Consider the following 18,184-nt stretch of genomic DNA (forward strand, 5'->3'; position numbering starts at 1 on the left):
CGACGCTATGGTTCGCTTCGCGGAGCAAGAAGAACGCACGCCGGCCACTTTGCCACAATGGTTACAGTGGCAAGCCCGACAGCGCGGCAAAGAACTGGGTCTGCGCCACAAGCGTTTGGGTATTTGGCAAGCGCATAGCTGGTCACAGCTCGAAGGCGAGGTGCGCCAGTTGGCCCATGTCCTTTGGGAGCATGGTTTTAACCCCCGTTCCCAACTGGTCATCCTCAGTCGGCCTCGACCGGAAGCCCTGTTGGCCGCGTTAGCCGCGCACTGGTTAGGTGGCGTGGCAGTGCTGCTCAATCCGCTGGACGAACCGAGCACGCAGCAAGGATTGCTGCACGCCTTACCCCTTGAGTTCAGCTTTGCTGAGGGCTTGGAGGAACTGGAGCGCTTACGCCGCTCCAAGTCTCCTTTCCGCTTGAGGCTGTATGCAGAAGCACGCGGTGTACAGGCTCAAGCCCATGAGCTGGACTACAGTGCACTACTTCGAAATGGGCCTTTCGTGCAACTAGAGCCCCAAGCCACCCCAGAACACCCGGCCTTTATCTTTTATCGCCAATCGACACAAGGACAGATCCAACAACAGCCCCTCAGCCATCGCGCCTTGTTACAGCAGGGCCAGCAACTGGTGACGGCGGAACAGCTCAGCCCTCAGGAAGAGGCGTTAGCGGCGCGCACCTTGGCGGCAGCAGGCCAGGCAGGTTATCTGTTAGCGCCTTGGTTGATGGCTGGATTTCGTTTGAATGTTCCCGAGCGTTTGGCTACCCGCGATCAGGATCGGCGCGAACTGGGGCCAACCCTTGTGGCCGGGACTCGGGAAACCTATGGCCGTCTGTATGAACAGACTCAGGCTCGTTTGCCGCCCTTAGGAAGCCTTTCACGACGGTTTGTGGATTGGGCGTTGGCGCGTCCTCGTAGTTACTTGAGCCAATACTTGGGGGAGTGGCTCGTGCGGCGGCCTTTACGGGATGTTTTGGGGTTTTCCCGTACCCGCGTCCCTTTGGTGCTGGGGGATACCTTACCTTCACACATCGAAGCTTTTTTTGGGGACTTAGGGGTTTTTGTGCGTGCTTGGCCTGACTCCTCCGACTGGCATAGCCATAGCCCACCAATACAGTCGTCTGAAGTAGCAAGCGATTGGATGGTGACGACTCAGCAACCTATCTGACGAGGAATGTCCTCATGCCGCATACAAGCGCCCAGCCCTTACTCCGGCTGAATCACGTTTCTTTGGCTTTTAAAGGGGTCAAGGCCATTTCCGATATTGGGTTTAGCGTTGCTCATGGCGAAATCTGTGCCCTGATCGGCCCCAATGGGGCGGGCAAAAGCTCGTTGTTGAACGTCATCAATGGCGTGTATTCCGCACAGGAAGGCTCCATTGATTTTGACGGCACAACGCATCGCCGCCTGCGTCCTCACCAAGCGGCTGAGCTGGGCATTGCCCGAACCTTTCAAAACATCGCGCTGTTTAAAAGCCTGAGCCTGTTGGATAACGTACTCACAGGCCGCAACCTGCTACGCCGCTGCCACTGGCTGACTCAAGCCTTAGGTCTGCCCCAAGCGCGGGCTGAAGAAGATGCTCAACGTGAAGCTGCTGAGCGCGTCATTGAGTTTTTACACCTACAACCTTGGCGAAACAGCATCGTAGGAAGGTTGCCCTATGGTTTACAAAAGCGCGTCGAACTGGCTCGGGCACTGGCGGCAGAACCGCGCTTATTGCTGCTGGATGAGCCGATGGCAGGCATGAATGCTGAAGAGAAACGCGAGATGAGCCACTTCATCGCCGAAACCAATCGTGAGTGGGGCACGACCCTTGTGCTGATTGAACACGACATCGGCGTGGTGATGGGGCTGTCCGACCATGTGGTGGTGCTTGATTATGGCCGCAAGATTGGGGACGGCACACCGGATGAAGTACGCCGCAATCCTGAAGTCATCGCCGCCTATCTGGGTACACGGCATTAAAGATTACAAGGCTCCCAACCTTCATCAACCGCCAATGACCTGCATGTGATGGCAGCGCATAGGTAATTACTGGGAAATCGAATATGGATTTTTTCTTCGAGGTATTGATTGGCGGCCTGTTGGCGGGCGTTATGTATTCCTTAATCGCCATCGGCTTTGTGCTGATCTATAAAGCCTCCGGTGTATTTAATTTTGCTCAGGGTGCCATGGTGTTGTTTGCGGCACTGACCTTCGTCAGCTTGCTGGAGCGCGGTGTTCCCTTTCTTCTAGCCTTCTTAGTCACATTGGCAGCCATGATACTGCTGGCGTTGCTGATTGAACGGGCGGTACTACGACCCTTGGTCAATCGTTCACCCATCACCCTTTTTATGGCTACCTTAGGCCTGTCCTACATGATTGAGGGCTTTGCTCAGATGCTGTGGGGCACTCAAGTACACGGCCTAGATCTGGGCGTTAGCGATGAGCCTTTAGAGGTGGGCGGCTTGCTGCTCTCGCGGTTCGATTTATTTGCCGCCGCCACCGCCGCAGTGTTGGTGGCGGTGCTGTCGGTGTTGTTCAACAAAACTCGTATGGGTTTATCGCTCCGAGCCGTAGCTGACGATCCCTTAGCCGCCTTAAGCCTTGGCATTCGTTTACAGCGCATTTGGGCCGTGGTGTGGGCTGTGGCTGGTTTTGTTGGTTTGGTGGCGGGCCTTTTGTGGGGTGCGCGTTTAGGCGTGCAGTTTTCCCTGTCGTTGGTGGTGCTTAAGGCGTTGCCGGTGTTGATCATCGGAGGCTTTACCTCCATCGGCGGTGCCATTGTGGGAGGCTTGATCGTGGGTGCTGCGGAAAAGCTTGCCGAGGTTTATCTGGGGCCATTGGTTGGCGGCGGCATCGAAAATTGGTTCCCCTATGGACTGGCTTTGTTGTTTTTGCTGGTACGACCTGCGGGATTATTTGGCGAACGCGCTATTGAGCGCGTGTAAGGAGGCCATGATGTTGTATCGAGAAGCAGGCCAGTTCAGCAGCCATTATGCGGAGGATCGGCGGATATTTCGTTTGCGGCAAGACCGCCTTGGCTTGGTTTTTTTGCTGGTCTTCGCGTTTATCCTGATACCTTGGTTGGGTAATGACTATTGGTTCAGTGCCATCTTGATTCCCTTTCTCGTGCTGTCATTGGCGGGATTGGGCTTGAATCTGCTCACCGGCTATGCCGGTCAATTATCCTTGGGTTCGGCGGCTTTTATGGCCGTTGGTGCTTTTGCCACCTATAACTTTGAGCTGCGCCTACCGGGCTTACCGCTCTTGGTGAGTTTTGTACTTGGGGGCTTGGTGGCAGCGCTGGTCGCCTTGGTTTTCGGCTTGCCGAGCTTACGCATTAAAGGCTTTTATCTGATTGTTTCGACCCTTGCGGCGCAGTTTTTTGTGCCCTGGGCCTTGACCAAGTTCAGTTGGTTCTCCAACGACAGCGCCTCAGGGGTAATCAGTGCCCCTAAATTGGAGGTTTTGGGCATCAGCTTTGATACACCAGCAGGGCGCTATCTGTTGACCCTGACGGTAGTGGTGGCTCTGTTTGGGTTAGCGCATAACCTGGTGCGCAGCGAGCTGGGCCGCCATTGGATGGCCGTGCGCGACATGGATACCGCTGCCGCAGTGATTGGTATTCCACTGTTTAAAACCAAACTACTGGCTTTTGCCATCAGCGGGTTTTTCTTAGGGATTGCCGGAGCGCTGTGGGCCTTCACCTACTTAGGCACCGTAGAGCCACAGGGTTTTGATCTGAACCGTTCCTTTCAAATCCTGTTTATCATCATTATTGGCGGACTGGGGAGCATCCTAGGTAACTTTCTGGGGGCCGCTTTTATGGTGCTCTTCCCCTTGTTGCTATCAAACCTTGCCAGCCTGCTGCCACAAGGTTTGATTGATGCAGGGCAGTTGGAGCACCTGCAAAAAATCATCTTTGGCGCGCTGATCATCATTTTTCTTATCAAAGAGCCTGAGGGACTAGCCCGCCTCTGGCAACGTCTGCGGGCTCAAGCACGAATTTGGCCGTTACGCCACTGACGATCTAAGCACTACCGGATGCCGATCCGGCCCAATCCCCATTCATTTTTAAGGACAATCCCGATGTTCCAGCGTAGTTTTGCCAGCAGTTTGGTGCTGGCACTGACTTTAGGCAGCGCAACCCTTAATGCACAGGCCGAAGGCGAGCAATATTTTCCCCTCCAAAGCTACCGAGTTGGCCCTTACGCGGCGGGTGGCACGGGTTTTTTTGGCGGTTTTATTGATTACCTCAAGTACGTTAATGCCAAGGGAGGCGTCAATGGGGTTAAGCTGACTTGGAGTGAATGTGAAACTGAATACGTGGTAGAAAAGGGCGTAGAGTGCTATGAGCGCCTTAAAGGAGGCTTAAAGGGCGCACCGGCAGCGGCCACCAATCCCCTATCAGTGGGCATCGCCTATGCGACCTTGGAGCGCTCCACCGCCGATAAATTACCGCTGATTACCATCAACCACGGCCGCACTGACTCCACCGATGGCAGCGTGTTTCCCTATGCCTTTCCGTTGCAACTGAACCCTTATTCCGAAGTTTCCGCAATCATCAATTACATCGGTCAGCAGGCCGGTGGATTAAGCAAACTGAAGGGGCTAAACATCGTCACCCTGTACCACGGTTCGCCCTATGGCAAAGAAACCAACGAAGTGCTCAAAACCCTCGCGGCACAATATGGTTTTACCTTGACCTTGTTGGAAGTGCCGCACCCCGGTAATGAGCAACAGTCCCAATGGCTAAACATTCGGCGCGAAAAACCCGATTGGGTGATCCTGCGCGGCTGGGGAGTCATGAATCCCGTAGCCCTTAAAACCGCGCAAAAGGTAGGTTTCCCGGTCAATCGCATCATCGGCAATATTTGGAGCAACTCTGAGGAAGATGCTGCACCGGCGGGAGCGGCAGCGAAAGGCTTTATCTCCATTACCACCCATCCTTCAGGAACTGATTTTCCGGTATTGCAGGGAATCAAAAAAGAGGTTATCGACCAGGGCCAAGGGGATTTGGCCGATCCCAAACGCTTTGGCACGGTTTATTATAACCTCGGCGTGGTGAACGGTATTTTGAACGTGGAAGCGGTACGCATCGCCCAAGAAAAATTCGGGCAGCAACCCCTCACCGGGGAGCAGGTGCGCTGGGGCTTTGAGCATCTAAAACTAGACGATGTCCGTTTAACCGCGCTGGGCGCTAAAGGCTTGGTGCAACCGCTGCAACTTTCTTGCGCGGATCACGAAGGCGGTGGGGCTGTGCGCTTCCAGCAGTGGGACGGTAAACAATGGAACCTGATCAGCGACTGGGTACAGGCCGATCGTGCTTTGCTGCGTCCAATCATTGAAGCCTCATCCCACAAATACGCACAGGAGAAGGGGATAACACCCCGCGATTGCTCCAAAGAAGATTGATACAAAAAGGGGGGATGAAGCCTTTGGAGTAATCCCCCTGTAATTAAAGGGCCGCAAAAGTAGCGTTTGCTCGGTACAACAGACAAAAACCCCAATGCTGTGCCAAATCAGTGACAGGGAGGCCTCGCCGCCTACCAAGGCTATCATCCGAACACTGAATTCAGATCTAAACTAAAAAACTTGCGACAATCCATCCCACAGCAGCTTTAAAGCCATCAAGGTCACAATCAGCTTGAAGATGAACTGAAAGCGCTCAGCAGGAATACGGTTAAGTAGCTTTAGCCCCAACCAAGTGCCCGCTGCTCCGCTTAAGATCATAGACAAAGTCAGTGGCAACCATTGCCAGAAGGCGAAACCAACACTAGAAAACACTAATATTTTGAGGCTGTGCTGAAAAGTCATACAGGCAGCCATAGTTGCGGTTATTCTCAATTTTTCATATCCAGTACGGTGTACAAAACCTGCCACCAAAGGGCCGGTAGCCCCCACAAACATACTGATAAAGGTGGTAAAAGCCCCCGATAATACTTGTCCTGAGGAGGAAACCTCCTCGGCCTGAGGTTTTGTCCCCCAAACCAAAAATAAAATGAACAGTGCCACGGAGATTTCGATCACAACCAAAGGAAGCTGAACGACTACTTGTGAAGCTAAAAGGGCTCCTAACACAGCACCGAGCGCAAAAAACCGCAGCATGCTCCAGTCAATATACTTTTGAGTCATCACGGCTCGATTGGCATTAGAGCCCAATTGTACTAAGCCATGCAGCGGAATTAAGGCCGAAATGGGAACTAAAGAAGCCATAGCCGCCAGTAATAAAGCCCCTCCACCGATTCCCACTGCGGCCGTCATGCAGGAGGTAAAGCCAGCCAGCAAAATCAGCAGGATGGCGGTACTAGGCTCCAGAACACCGGCTGTAATCCATTCCATATAGGCACTCTCGTTATGTTATTGGGCCGAGATAGCCTAACCGATAAACTCATCTTCAGCCCATGCAAAACTCTGTGCTCATTATTCCTTTCGGCGTTGATATAAAATATAAACCGCCATTTTAGGATGGCTGCTTGTTAAGTTTAATCGCGAATAATTTAGAGCGTAACCTTTTAGAATAGAGACAGTGAGTAACTGACAATTAAACGTTGCTCATCAAATTGGTTATTAGTACCAAAATTTCGGTGAATGGTGGTATTTCTCCAGCGAAATGCCATATTTTTTAAAGTTCCGCTTTGGATAACATAAGCTAACTCGCTCTCACGGTTCCACTCTTCACCATCAGTTTTACCGTTGATGTGAATATTATGGCCTTGTAAATAGCGCATCATAAAAGTTAATCCGGGGATGTTTAATCCTGCAAAATCGTAGTCATAGCGTAACTGCCAAGAGCGCTCACGGGCATTATCGTGGCTAGAATTATAACCATCGTTAGCCAAGGTACCTCCGCTGGTACCGTTTACCCGCAACCATTTGGTATCACCGCTAACGCGTTGTAGGCCTAGATAAAATTTATGATTACCTGAGGTTAACCAAAATAAACCGGACAGTACTTTGTTATCTAATTTTCCAGATAAGGCTTTACCATCGTCCTCGCCATCGAAGTAACCAATATTGGCATTTAATGACATGCCTTCTGATAAAATTTGCTTATGTTGAATTTGGAAATAGCGCTGTTTATAAACATCATCTAAGCGCGCATACCAAGCGCCAAAGGTAGTTAATTTATTATTGAAGTTATATTCCACCCCCGCAAAGTCAAAATCATCTGAGTCTGCACTACTGGTTCTAGGGTTGGTTCCAAATAAGGCCATCTTTTCCATCGAACCATCATCGCGCGGACTGTTACCTGTAACATGACCAAAGTATCCCGTTACTCCGGAAATTTCTTTAGTGGTGAGTACAGTGCCCCGGAATGTTTGTGGTAATGAACGGCCATCATCCGAACGGAGAACAGGATATATCATGGCCCATTCGCCTACTTTAAGTTCTGTGTTGGAGAACTTCATTTTCCCAGCTACCCCTAAACGGCCAAACTCTTTAGCAGGCCGCCCGTTAGAATCTAAAGGCAATAATTGAGTTCCGCCGGTGCCTTTTCCGCCATCCAGTTTATAAGACTGAAGCGCCAAGATATCCAAACCAAAGCCTACAGCCCCTTCGGTATAGCCGGATTTAAAGTCGAGAATAAAGTTTTGTGTCCATTCTTCGGCTTTACTACGGTTAGCATTATCGCCGACAAAGTTACGGTTGATATAAAAGTTACGGAAGGTCAGGGTGGCTTTGGAGTCTTTCAAAAATTCAGCTTGTGCACCTGTACTGGCAAGCGCAATAGCAGTAGCTAATAAAGAAACAATTTTGATTGAGGTGCGAGAGTTTTTATTCTTTTTGTTCATACCATGCTCCAACTCTACGGCCTCACAAAATGTGCTGGGGAGGCCAGTAGCAAGGGAATTGACTGGCTCTGGAGATTCCAGAACAGCCGTCCATACCCAACGGGGATGAGCACTCAAAACAACAAACAAACTGATATGCAACAGACCAAACAGGAGACTGTTAAAACACATCTTGGGCACAAAAGTTTTTGTTGTTATGGGCCCTGTAGTGTCCCGCTGGGCTAGGCGAATACTGAGAGGTGGCTTGTGTTTAGGCAATTTACTCTGATTGATAATCGAACAAAAACTAACTGGTTAGAACATTTTTAAGCATGATGCACTCCGTCACACGGATGGCCTCTTCTCTTTTAGAATTTTAGTTTTCTCTTTACTAAGAATAATTTTATGGCAGGCAGTCAAATTGAACGGGCTTTCGGGCTATTGGAAGCCTTAACGGGCAATCCAGAAGGTATGCCCTTGCAAAATCTAGCGGATCAATTGGAGATCCCTAAAAGCGCCGCCCACCGCATGTTGGGTGAGCTCATTCGGCTCGGTTATGTGCGACAGGATGTGCAAACCAGTCACTATCGCCTTTCTACGCGGTTAGTAGCCATGGGCTTTCGTTATTTGTCCCATACGGGGCTGGATATTGTGCAACCTATTCTGGATCGACTAGCAGCCGAAAGCGGGGAATTGGTGCGGCTCGGGGTTATTGAAGATCAGCGCCTGACCTGGATCGTCAAAGCTCAGGGAGCTAAAGCTGGACTGCGTTACGATCCCGATATGGGGCGAGAAGCCCCCTTAGCCTCTACAGCTTCGGGTCAGGCTTGGTTACTCAGCCTCACCGATGAACAGGCTCAAATTCTAGTGATGCAACAGGGGTGGGCACAGGCTACCGCTGAAGCAGGCCCCAATGCGCCTCAAGATATATCCACCCTGCTAGAGCGTTTGGCTCAGGCGCGTCAACGAGGCTATGCAGCCGTGGTTGAAAGCGCCTCCGTAGGGACTGCGGCTATGGCAGTTCCGGTTCAGTCTCCACGCACGGGCCAAACCATCGGCGTACTGAGTATTGCAGGCCCCAGTGCTCGTTTAACTTTGGAGCGTATGCAAGAACTAGCTCCCACACTGTGGAGCGCGCGGGATGAGCTGTCCGCTGCTAGTTTAGCCTCTGAATTTTTTACTTAATTTCAGAAAAGAGCAGGTGCAAGGTATTTTCCCTTGCATCCTGTCATGGAATTTGCCCAAATAAAAATAGAACATAGTTCCAGTTTTAATAGGAGTACGCCATGACCTCACCTGTTCTCTCTCTTGCTGCTCTAACCGTGCTTGAACTCTCTCCGCCTGATATGGTTGAAGTAGCCGCACAAGTGGGTTACAGCCACGTTGGCTTGCGCTTGATACCCGCTACGCCAGAGGAACACCACTTCCCTTTACTTGCGGATCTCAGCTTGCGTCGGAAAACCTTGGCTCGCTTGCGTGATACGGGAGTACGAGTGCTTGACATCGAAATCTTGCGCCTCAAGTCAGACACCAAAGTCGATACGCTGGATAATTTGCTAGAGGCAGGAGCGGAATTGGGGGCCAGCGAGCTGTTGGTAGCCGGTAACGACTCCGATTTTTCACGCTTGACCGATAATTTTGCAGCTCTGTGTGAACGGGCTAAACCCTATGGGCTACATCCTCACATCGAATTTATGCCTTGGACTGACGTTCCCGACCTTAAGACCGCCTTGCGTGTTGTGGAACGCGCTGGGCAGGCCAATGGTCGTGTTTTAGTGGATGCCTTCCATTTCAACCGTTCCAAATCCCAACTGGAAGATCTGCAATGCTTACCGGCTGATTTTTGGCGCTACGCTCAATTGTGCGATGTTGCTGGCCCTTGCCCGGATAGCATGGATGAGATTTTGCGCCAAGCCCGCAATGAGCGGCGCTTCCCCGGTGATGGTGACTGCGACCTTAAAGCACTGCTCAGTACCTTACCTAAGTCCTTACCTCTGAGTTTAGAGGTTCCTACTCGGCAACTATTAGAACAGGGTGTAACAGCCTTAGAGCGAGCTCAATTAGCGCGGGATAAAGCGCTAAAAATACTCGGTGAACTATAAGTTTTAAAAATTAACTGAGCAATTGTTTGGCCTAAATAACAGACGGCCATAGTTTATTTTATGGCTGTTTGTAACTTATAACAGTATTAGTTAATGTGCTTTACCTAAGCGTTGTAAGGCTTGATCTTTAGTTTCACCGGGAAGGGCCAGCTGACTTAATTCAGTTTCTGTTATGGGGTTTACTTTAATTCTTTTAGATTTCTTAATACTTTGCTTTGGAAAAAACTCAAACAGCAAATGGCTAATCTTTCGCCCCGTTTTGCGTTGTGACCAAGAAACTTGGAGTGGGCTGTACTGGTTGATTTGCTCAACGGAAGGTTCAATGACCCAACGCCTAAAATCCGCCATCAGTGGATATCGTGCTTCTAATTGAAGCCAAATTCGTAATCGATCAATTTCGATTTCTCGTTTGCCTTCTAAGTCCCATTGCACTAAAAGCTCATACAATCGAATAGCATGCGGACTGCTCATTTTGACTACGTCAGCTAAAGCATATTTGGTGAATTGGCGCGTTAATTCGGTCAAATAAGGCAGCATGTCTTTAGAAAAGCGCAGTTCCACCCGTCCTTCACCGTCGCAATACACAATAGTCTGTACCCATCCGGTGATGATGGTTCGGCGTTTTTTTCCGTTTCCATTCGGTTCGTGGGTTAGGCGAACTTCGCGCCTTTTAAGGCGTAGAGCGGCTTCCTTAAGCTGGCTGTAGGAGGACTCAATGGGAACCCCCGCCATGCTGGCAATGGTTTCAGCGCTCACTGAATACATAACTTCATCGGTGACGGGTTCATCCCTACGCACCTGAGCAATACAGGCCAAGATAATCCGCTGCTCTTGGACACTTAAGCGATAAGCCGCCTCAACCAATGCGTTGCTCTTATAAATCATCTGGGACTGATCCATCAGATTAGCCTCCCTTTTGTGCTCTAAATATGAGTTTGTATTTTATTCCACAAAAGCAACAAAAACCTCCACATTTAAACGCTGGAGACCGCGCCATCCGTGGCTTACAGAGCGCCTAAAAGTAAAAAGTAAAAAGGAGCAACGTGCTAATCCGAACCTGTGGATAACTCTGCCAAAGCCCCGAATTAGGGCCATCAAGATAAATCCATTAATTAATAACAATCCTGCTATTGATACGAGCTATTTATCTCAAAATGAGATATCTGATAGTAGCAAGCCATAGTGTTCAGCCACCGAATACGACCAGACAATCAGTGCCATCCCCATAAAGATCCGTGCAGTGTCCCACCCACTGCCAGCCGCAAAACAAAAGGAACTAGCATGATTATTGATATTCATGGTCACTACACCACAGCGCCTAAAGCGCTCGAAGACTGGCGTAATCGCCAAATTGCTGGCCTTAAAGATCCCTCTCAAAACCCTTCGGTGAGCGATCTTAAGATCAGCGATGACGAGCTGCGTGAGACCATCGAACAAAATCAGCTACGCCTAATGAAAGAGCGCGGAGCCGATCTGACTATCTTCAGTCCCCGTGCCAGTTTCATGGCCCACCACGTGGGTAACTTTGAGACTTCTGCTACCTGGGCCGCCATCTGTAACGAGCTGTGCTATCGCGTTAGCCAACTGTTCCCAGACCATTTCGCAGGAGCAGCAATGCTCCCTCAATCACCGGGTGTTGATCCTAAAACCTGTGTGGCTGAGCTGGAAAAATGCGTTAACGAATACGGCTTCGTGGGCATCAACCTCAACCCAGATCCTTCCGGCGGTCACTGGACAAGCCCACCCTTGACCGACCGTCATTGGTATCCGATCTACGAAAAAATGGTTGAATACGACATCCCCGCGATGATTCACGTTTCAACCAGCTGCAATGCCTGCTTCCACACCACCGGTGCTCACTACATCAACGCCGATACCACGGCTGTGATGCAGTTGATTCAGGGCGATCTGTTTAAAGACTTCCCAAGCCTGAAATTTGTGATTCCACACGGCGGCGGCGCGGCCCCTTACCACTGGGGACGCTATCGCGGTTTGGCGCAAGAGATGAAAAAGCCGCTACTGGACGATCACCTGCTAAACAACATCTACTTTGATACCTGCGTTTACCACCAACCCGGTATTGACCTGCTGACCAAAGTAATCCCAGTTAAGAACGTGCTGTTCGCCTCTGAAATGATCGGTGCAGTACGGGGCATTGACCCACAAACCGGCCATTACTACGACGATACCAAGCGCTACATTGATGGCGCTGCACTGACCGATGAAGAGCGCTATCAGATCTACGAAGGCAACGCACGCCGTGTTTACCCACGACTGGATGCCGCTCTGAAAGCCCGAGGCCGCTGATAGCCGGCGATCCTTTCCGACAACACTCTTCAGGTCAAAAGATTATGGAATTTACTAAAACGCCCGGTTGGCTTGATTGGTATGCCGGCCCAGCGACTCCTAAGTTCAAATTGCCCGCAGGGGCGGTGGACGCTCATTGTCACGTGTTTGGGCCGGGAGCTGAGTTCCCCTTCGCACCCGAGCGCAAATATACGCCCTGTGATGCCTCCAAACAGCAGCTCTACGCGTTGCGCGACCAACTGGGCTTCTCCCGTAACGTGGTAGTGCAAGCGACCTGCCACGGGGCGGATAACCGGGCTATGGTCGATGCCCTGATCCACAGTGAAGGTAAAGCCCGAGGCGTGGCCACCGTACGCCGCACCGTCACCGACGAAGAACTGGAAGCCATGCACGCAGCCGGTGTGCGAGGCGTGCGCTTTAACTTCGTGAAGCGGCTGGTGGATTTCACCCCCAAAGACGAACTGCTAGAGATCGCAGGCCGCATTGCCAAATGGGATTGGCACGTGGTGATTTACTTTGAAGCCGTTGATTTGCCAGAGCTGTGGGACTTCTTCACTGCGCTGCCAACCAAAGTGGTAGTCGATCACATGGGTCGCCCCGATGTGTCAAAGCCGGTGGATGGCCCTGAGTTTGAGTTATTCCTGAAGTTCATGCGGGATAATCCCAACGTCTGGAGCAAAGTCAGTTGTCCTGAGCGCCTATCCGTGACCGGCCCTAAAGCCCTAAATGGCGAACTGAATGCCTATAAGGACGTAGTGCCTTTTGCGCGCCGCGTGGTTGAAGAGTTCCCGGATCGGGTGTTATGGGGTACGGATTGGCCGCATCCTAACCTGAAAGATCATATGCCAGACGATGGTTTATTAGTCGACTTTATTCCACATATTGCTCCAACTGCGGAATTACAACACAAGTTATTAGTTGATAATCCCATGCGCTTGTACTGGCCTGAAGAAGTTTGAATTAATATAAAATCAATTAACTTAGAATAGAGTAAGCCGCATCGCAATTATTTAATAAATAACTAGATACTGCGATCGGTTATCTCGGAGGGTTTATGAGCCAAGTTGTTAATATTGCTCTGGTAGGTCCCGGTGCTTTTGGTATTAAACATCTGGATGCTTTAAAGAATGTCAAAGACGCTCGCGTAGTTGCTTTAGTGGGCCAGAATCTGGAAAACACTAAAGAAGTAGCCGCCCAATATAATATTCCTCAGTCCTACACCAGCCTCGACGAAGCCTTAGCCTCTCCTGAGGTTGATGCAGTGATTCTCTGTACACCCACTCAGATTCATGCCTCCCAAGCCATGGCTTGCCTGAAAGCCGGTAAGCACGTGCAGGTTGAAATCCCGATGGCTGACTCTTGGGCTGACGCTCAAGCCTTGCTGGAAATCCAAAAAGCCAGCGGCAAAGTAGCTATGGTGGGCCACACTCGGCGCTTTAACCCCAGCCATCAGTGGGTACACAACAAAATTACCGCGGGTGAGCTGAACATCCAGCAAATGGACGTGCAGACCTACTTCTTCCGCCGTAAGAACATCAACGCTTTGGGTCAGCCTCGTTCTTGGACGGATCATCTGCTGTGGCACCATGCGGCCCACACCGTTGACCTGTTCGCCTACCAAGCCGGTTCGCCCGTTGTGAAAGCCAACGTGATTCAAGGGCCAATTCATCCTGAGCTGAAGATTGCGATGGATATGTCCATCCAACTTAAAGCGGCTAATGGTGCAATCTGTACTCTGTCCCTGTCCTTCAACAACGAAGGCCCACTGGGGACTTATTTCCGTTACATTGGCGACACGGGAACCTACATTGCCCGTTATGACGACCTGTATAACGGCAAGGAAGAAAAAATCGACGTTTCACAGGTTGATGTTTCCATGAACGGCATCGAATTGCAGGATCGTGAATTCGTGGCCGCTATTCGTGAGGGACGCGAACCCAACGCCTCAGTAGCTAAAGTGTTTGACTGCTACCGAATCCTCGGTGAGCTTGATAAGCAATTGGCTGAATAAGGAGAATCCTCGATGCAAAGGCGGCACATTGGGCCATTTAGGGTCGGAGCCATTGGATTAGGCTGCATGAGTCTTAGTCATGCCTACGGCCAGCCGCCTGCGCGCGAGGCAGCGGCCAGCCTACTTAAGCTGGCCTTAGATCAAGGCGTGGACTTTTTTGATACCGCCGCTTTGTATGGCTTTGGTGCCAACGAAAGCCTGCTGGGTGAAGTCTTGGCACCCCACCGCCAAGACTTTGTTCTCGCCAGCAAATGCGGTATGACCGGAGTCGATGGTAAGCGGGTGATCGACGGTCGCCCCGAAACCTTGAAAGCCACCTGCGAAGCCGCCCTAAAGCGCTTGCGGACAGACGTGATTGATCTGTACTACCTGCACCGTTTCGACTTCAAAGTCCCGATTGAGGACAGCGTAGGTGCGCTCGCGGACTTGGTGAGCGAAGGCAAAATCAGGGCTATCGGTCTTTCAGAGGTGTCTGCTAACACGCTGCATCGCGCCCACGCGGTACATCCGATTGCGGCGGTACAGAGTGAGTATTCACTCTGGTCGCGGGAGGCAGAGATTGCCGTACTGGATGCCTGCCAAGCACTCGGTACCGCCTTTGTGGCTTTTAGCCCACTGGGGCGTGGCTTTTTATGCGGTGAATTAACCGATCCCGCATCGCAGCTAGTAGCGACCGATATTCGTCTGGCTATGCCGCGCTTTTCGCCCGATAACTACGCTCAAAACATCAGCCTACTCGCTGAGTATCAGAAGATTGCCCAAGAGCTGGGTTATACTTCGGCGCAATTGGCTTTGGCTTGGGTACTGGCGAGGCAGCCGCATATTTTGGCTATTCCGGGTACCTGTTCGCCTAAACACCTGATCGAGAACCTCACAGCAGGGCAGATTGAGTTAGCGCCAGAAGTCGTTGCTCGGCTGGATGCACTGATCAACCAAAATACCGTTGTTGGCCTGCGCTACAACGCGGCTACCTTCGCTGAGATCGACACCGAACGCTTCTAACCTTTGGCCTGTGCTTGGTAACACTGGGCACAGGATTCCCCACACCTAGGTATCTGCCAGAAGACCTTGCCTACATCATTGCACGCAATCTATATGTGTTATGCTGCATAACCTTTTTTTACGGAACTAGGCTAATTCCCGTGCCTAAAAAATCTAATAATTTGGCCATTGATGAGCCCTTAGACACCAGTACAGGTTGCATGCCCACCAAATTGGATGCCTTGGTCGGCTATGCCCTACGGCGTGCGCAGCTGAAGGTGTTTCAGCATTTAGTGTCCAACTTAAACAAGTTTGACTTGCGGCCCGCACAGTTCACCGCCCTAGCCATCATCGAACAATATCCCGGTCTTATGCAGGCTGATTTGGCCAACATTTTGGCCATTGAGCCCCCTCAGGCCGTAGTTCTGCTCAATAAACTGGAAGCGCGCAGCCTCGCCGTGCGTGTGCGTTGTAAGCCCGATCGACGCTCTTACGGTATTTTTCTCAGCAAGGCGGGGGAAAATCTGCTGAAAGAGCTTAAAGAAGTCGCCCGGTTGAGTGACGAAGAGAGCACCGCCGCCCTGACGGCAGAAGAGCGCGATCAATTGGTGGCGCTGCTGCATAAAGTCTATTTACCGGAAGCCTAAACGGGATCTGCTACAGCAGGCGAGTCGCTGTCACGTTTGAACATCACGATCCGCGACAGCATCTTCAGTACCACCGCATCCGCCTGATTTAGGGTCTGACTCTCCATAATCACGATGGCCCGATCAGGTTTAGAGCGGGATGGAATAATCTCCTTAACGCGGCTTTCCACGCGCAGCCAATCACCGGCTCGGGTGGGGGTAGGCCAAGATAATTCCACGCCCGCACCGACCATTCCGTTAGCCATAGGCACACTCTCTAAAAACAGGCGATGGCTGTGGGCAGCGGTATGCCATCCACTGGCGGCTAATCCAGCAAATAGACTGTTCTGAGCGGCTTCTTCGTCCAAGTGGAAGGGCTGCGGATCAAATTCCAGAGCAAAGCTTTTTAAGCGTTCTTCGGTGATAACGGCGGATCGACTGCAAAACTGCATACCTACGGCAATGTCATCCAAATACAGGCTGGGTTTCTCATTCAAGCTCATATATTTCCTCGCTTAAGTATTTTTCTAATGCGGATGCGTCTTCGCAAAGTGTGCGTTTATCGTATGTTTTAAACAGACTACGGGGGTATTGCATGCTTTTTGTGTGGGTAAAAACCGTTTTAACTTTATGATATAAATGGTTTTTATATAAAATTACTGGCCGAAATTAAAAGCCAATTCCTAAGTTAAAGGAAGCGCAATTTGTATTGACGTTTGAATAATGCTCTGCTGAAATCCTGCTAGATAGTTAATTTAAATAATTAACTATATAAACAATCCTCATAACAATGTGATAAGAAAGAGAGGTTTTCTATGGCATTGCCTATTTTGGGCTGCTGGAGCTATGCCCCCTGTACGGTTGATTGCTGGCATCTAGGTGATCACTATCCGATTCCTCCCCACCTTTTAGACCTCCCACTGCTTTAAACAGGCTGATGTAAACAATCAAGCTGCTCTTAACCCGTGTCGAGCCCGTGAATAAGCGCCAGATATCTAAAATCCGGCGTTGTTAATGAGCTTGTGTGAGTCTTAAGGTGATTTTGATGAAGACGATAGAACAGGGATCTCGCCGTACCTATGTCACCATTCTGCTGTGCTTTATTGTGGCACTGATAGAAGGTATTGATTTGCAGTCGGCTGGTATCGCCGCTCCGGGATTGGCGGCGGCGTTTCAACTCAGTCCGTCTATGATGGGGGCTGTTTTTAGCACCAGTATTTTGGGTTTACTTCCCGGTGCTTTGGTGGGTGGCTGGTTGGCCGATCGTTATGGTCGTAAACGAGTGTTGATCTGTGCGGTGATTTTGTTCGGTGTCTTTTCCATTGCCAGTGCGCTGGCTTGGGATCTGAGCAGTCTCTTGGCAGTGCGTTTCTTGACGGGGCTGGGATTAGGCGCGGCCTTACCCAATTTGATTGCCCTAACCTCGGAGGCCGTAGATACCCGCCATCGTGGAACCGCCGTCAGCCTGATGTACTGCGGGATCCCTTTAGGCGGTGCCTTAGCCGCTGGATTTGGCATGTGGACGGCGGATATCGTGGATGGCTGGAAGTTGATCTTCCATGTCGGCGGCATCGCCCCGCTGTTTATAGTGCCCTTGCTGATGTTGTGTTTGCCGGAGTCTTCGGCCTATCAGAAACGCCGTCAGCGGTCACAAGAAGCACTACCCAACTCCAGTTGGCAGCAGCTATTTCGCGAAGGAGTCGCCGTACCCACCCTGCTGCTGTGGTTGAGCTACTTCTTCACCCTGATGGTGGTGTACATGCTGCTGAACTGGCTGCCTTCTTTACTGTTGGGCCAAGGGTTTTCCAAGACTCAAGCCAGTACGGTGCAGATTCTATTCAACATTGGCGGTGCTACCGGCTCAATTGTCTTAGGGCTGTTGCTGGATCGTTGGCGACCCGTGGCGCTGGTGGCTTTGACCTACGCGGGTATTTTGGGTGCCTTGGCCGGATTGGGATTAGCGAATGGATTCGTAGGCCTCGTCGTGGCGGGCTTTACGGCGGGCTTTTTTGCCATCGGTGGGCAGTTGGTACTTTACGCCTTAGCCCCTGCCTTTTACCCGGTTGATGTACGGGGTACAGGTATTGGCGCTGCGGTAGCCATAGGCCGTCTGGGTTCCATCAGCGGCCCCCTAGTAGCAGGTCAAATGCTGGCTATGGGCACCGGAACTATCGGGGTCATGCTGGCCTCGACCCCCGGCGTGGTGGTCGCAGCGCTGGCGGTGTTCTACCTGCTGGGTCGGCGCGATCAAGTGCAGGCTCCAGTTCCGGCCTGATCTAACCAAAGCGGATTTCGGTCCGCTTTCTACCTCACCTGATTACACATCATGACTGTGCCCGACATGGGTTCACAGCCTAGGGCTGTGCCTGCGGTTTGGCCGGTCAAGGGTACACAACAATA

Annotated in this window: 17 protein-coding genes; 13 read left to right on the forward strand and 4 right to left on the reverse strand. The window is 51.2% G+C overall.

What is annotated here, in order from left to right:
• The first annotated feature begins 7 nt into the window (after positions 1 to 7).
• From LX59_RS06760 to LX59_RS06780, 5 genes are all read left to right on the forward strand, one after another.
• The gene (locus tag LX59_RS06760; protein ID WP_144571090.1) at positions 8 to 1,168 is read left to right on the forward strand and encodes an AMP-binding protein; all 1,161 of its coding nucleotides are present in this window, start codon (positions 8 to 10) and stop codon (positions 1,166 to 1,168) included.
• Between the two features lie 14 nt (positions 1,169 to 1,182).
• Positions 1,183 to 1,965 carry an ABC transporter ATP-binding protein gene (locus LX59_RS06765; RefSeq protein ID WP_144571091.1) on the forward strand — a complete coding sequence of 261 codons (783 nt, stop codon included), beginning with the start codon at positions 1,183 to 1,185 and terminating at the stop codon, positions 1,963 to 1,965.
• A gap of 83 nt (positions 1,966 to 2,048) precedes the next feature.
• Complete coding sequence (locus LX59_RS06770) at positions 2,049 to 2,930, forward strand: branched-chain amino acid ABC transporter permease (protein ID WP_144571092.1); 882 nt, start codon at positions 2,049 to 2,051, stop codon at positions 2,928 to 2,930.
• A 10-nt stretch (positions 2,931 to 2,940) separates the two neighbouring features.
• Positions 2,941 to 4,008, forward strand: coding sequence for a branched-chain amino acid ABC transporter permease (locus LX59_RS06775; protein WP_144571093.1), 1,068 nt, complete (start codon positions 2,941 to 2,943; stop codon positions 4,006 to 4,008).
• Positions 4,009 to 4,071: 63 nt separating this feature from the next.
• Positions 4,072 to 5,397 (forward strand): ABC transporter substrate-binding protein, encoded by a 1,326-nt coding sequence (locus LX59_RS06780; RefSeq protein ID WP_144571094.1) that lies wholly within the window; start codon positions 4,072 to 4,074, stop codon positions 5,395 to 5,397.
• Positions 5,398 to 5,568: 171 nt separating this feature from the next.
• Here LX59_RS06780 and LX59_RS06785 read toward each other — a convergent pair whose 3' ends face one another.
• Complete coding sequence (locus LX59_RS06785; protein ID WP_144571095.1) at positions 5,569 to 6,324, reverse strand: sulfite exporter TauE/SafE family protein; 756 nt, start codon at positions 6,322 to 6,324, stop codon at positions 5,569 to 5,571.
• Between the two features lie 173 nt (positions 6,325 to 6,497).
• Positions 6,498 to 7,778, reverse strand: a complete 1,281-nt coding sequence (locus tag LX59_RS06790; RefSeq protein WP_144571096.1) for an OprD family porin — start codon at positions 7,776 to 7,778, stop codon at positions 6,498 to 6,500.
• Between the two features lie 384 nt (positions 7,779 to 8,162).
• Here LX59_RS06790 and LX59_RS06795 point away from each other — a divergent pair, with 384 nt between their 5' ends.
• Both LX59_RS06795 and LX59_RS06800 read left to right on the forward strand, forming a co-directional pair.
• Positions 8,163 to 8,942 carry an IclR family transcriptional regulator gene (locus LX59_RS06795; RefSeq protein ID WP_144571097.1) on the forward strand — a complete coding sequence of 260 codons (780 nt, stop codon included), beginning with the start codon at positions 8,163 to 8,165 and terminating at the stop codon, positions 8,940 to 8,942.
• 101 nt (positions 8,943 to 9,043) lie between these two features.
• On the forward strand, positions 9,044 to 9,859 hold the full coding sequence (locus LX59_RS06800; RefSeq protein ID WP_144571098.1) for a sugar phosphate isomerase/epimerase family protein: 816 nt from the start codon (positions 9,044 to 9,046) through the stop codon (positions 9,857 to 9,859).
• A gap of 90 nt (positions 9,860 to 9,949) precedes the next feature.
• Here the strand turns inward: LX59_RS06800 and LX59_RS06805 are convergent, their stop codons facing one another.
• Positions 9,950 to 10,759, reverse strand: a complete 810-nt coding sequence (locus LX59_RS06805) for a replication initiation protein (RefSeq protein WP_144571099.1) — start codon at positions 10,757 to 10,759, stop codon at positions 9,950 to 9,952.
• A gap of 381 nt (positions 10,760 to 11,140) precedes the next feature.
• Between LX59_RS06805 and LX59_RS06810 the strand changes: the two genes are divergently transcribed.
• From LX59_RS06810 to LX59_RS06830, 5 genes are all read left to right on the forward strand, one after another.
• The gene (locus LX59_RS06810) at positions 11,141 to 12,166 is read left to right on the forward strand and encodes an amidohydrolase family protein (protein WP_144571100.1); all 1,026 of its coding nucleotides are present in this window, start codon (positions 11,141 to 11,143) and stop codon (positions 12,164 to 12,166) included.
• A gap of 44 nt (positions 12,167 to 12,210) precedes the next feature.
• Entirely contained in the window at positions 12,211 to 13,125 is a 915-nt protein-coding gene (locus tag LX59_RS06815) for an amidohydrolase family protein (RefSeq protein WP_211354830.1), read from the forward strand.
• 95 nt (positions 13,126 to 13,220) lie between these two features.
• The gene (locus LX59_RS06820) at positions 13,221 to 14,177 is read left to right on the forward strand and encodes a Gfo/Idh/MocA family oxidoreductase (RefSeq protein WP_144571102.1); all 957 of its coding nucleotides are present in this window, start codon (positions 13,221 to 13,223) and stop codon (positions 14,175 to 14,177) included.
• A 12-nt stretch (positions 14,178 to 14,189) separates the two neighbouring features.
• The gene (locus LX59_RS06825) at positions 14,190 to 15,179 is read left to right on the forward strand and encodes an aldo/keto reductase (RefSeq protein ID WP_144571103.1); all 990 of its coding nucleotides are present in this window, start codon (positions 14,190 to 14,192) and stop codon (positions 15,177 to 15,179) included.
• Positions 15,180 to 15,379: 200 nt separating this feature from the next.
• Complete coding sequence (locus tag LX59_RS06830) at positions 15,380 to 15,805, forward strand: MarR family winged helix-turn-helix transcriptional regulator (protein ID WP_144571259.1); 426 nt, start codon at positions 15,380 to 15,382, stop codon at positions 15,803 to 15,805.
• Here the strand turns inward: LX59_RS06830 and LX59_RS06835 are convergent.
• Positions 15,802 to 16,287, reverse strand: coding sequence for a MaoC family dehydratase (locus LX59_RS06835; protein WP_144571104.1), 486 nt, complete (start codon positions 16,285 to 16,287; stop codon positions 15,802 to 15,804). The two genes, LX59_RS06830 and LX59_RS06835, sit on opposite strands and share 4 nt — an antisense overlap.
• Positions 16,288 to 16,829: 542 nt before the next feature.
• On the opposite strand from LX59_RS06835, the gene mhpT reads away from it, so the two are divergent.
• Positions 16,830 to 18,059, forward strand: coding sequence for a 3-(3-hydroxy-phenyl)propionate transporter MhpT (gene mhpT / locus LX59_RS06840; RefSeq protein WP_144571105.1), 1,230 nt, complete (start codon positions 16,830 to 16,832; stop codon positions 18,057 to 18,059).
• Positions 18,060 to 18,184: the final 125 nt, after the last annotated feature.

This window comes from Azomonas agilis (assembly GCF_007830255.1).
GTDB lineage: Bacteria > Pseudomonadota > Gammaproteobacteria > Pseudomonadales > Pseudomonadaceae > Azomonas > Azomonas agilis.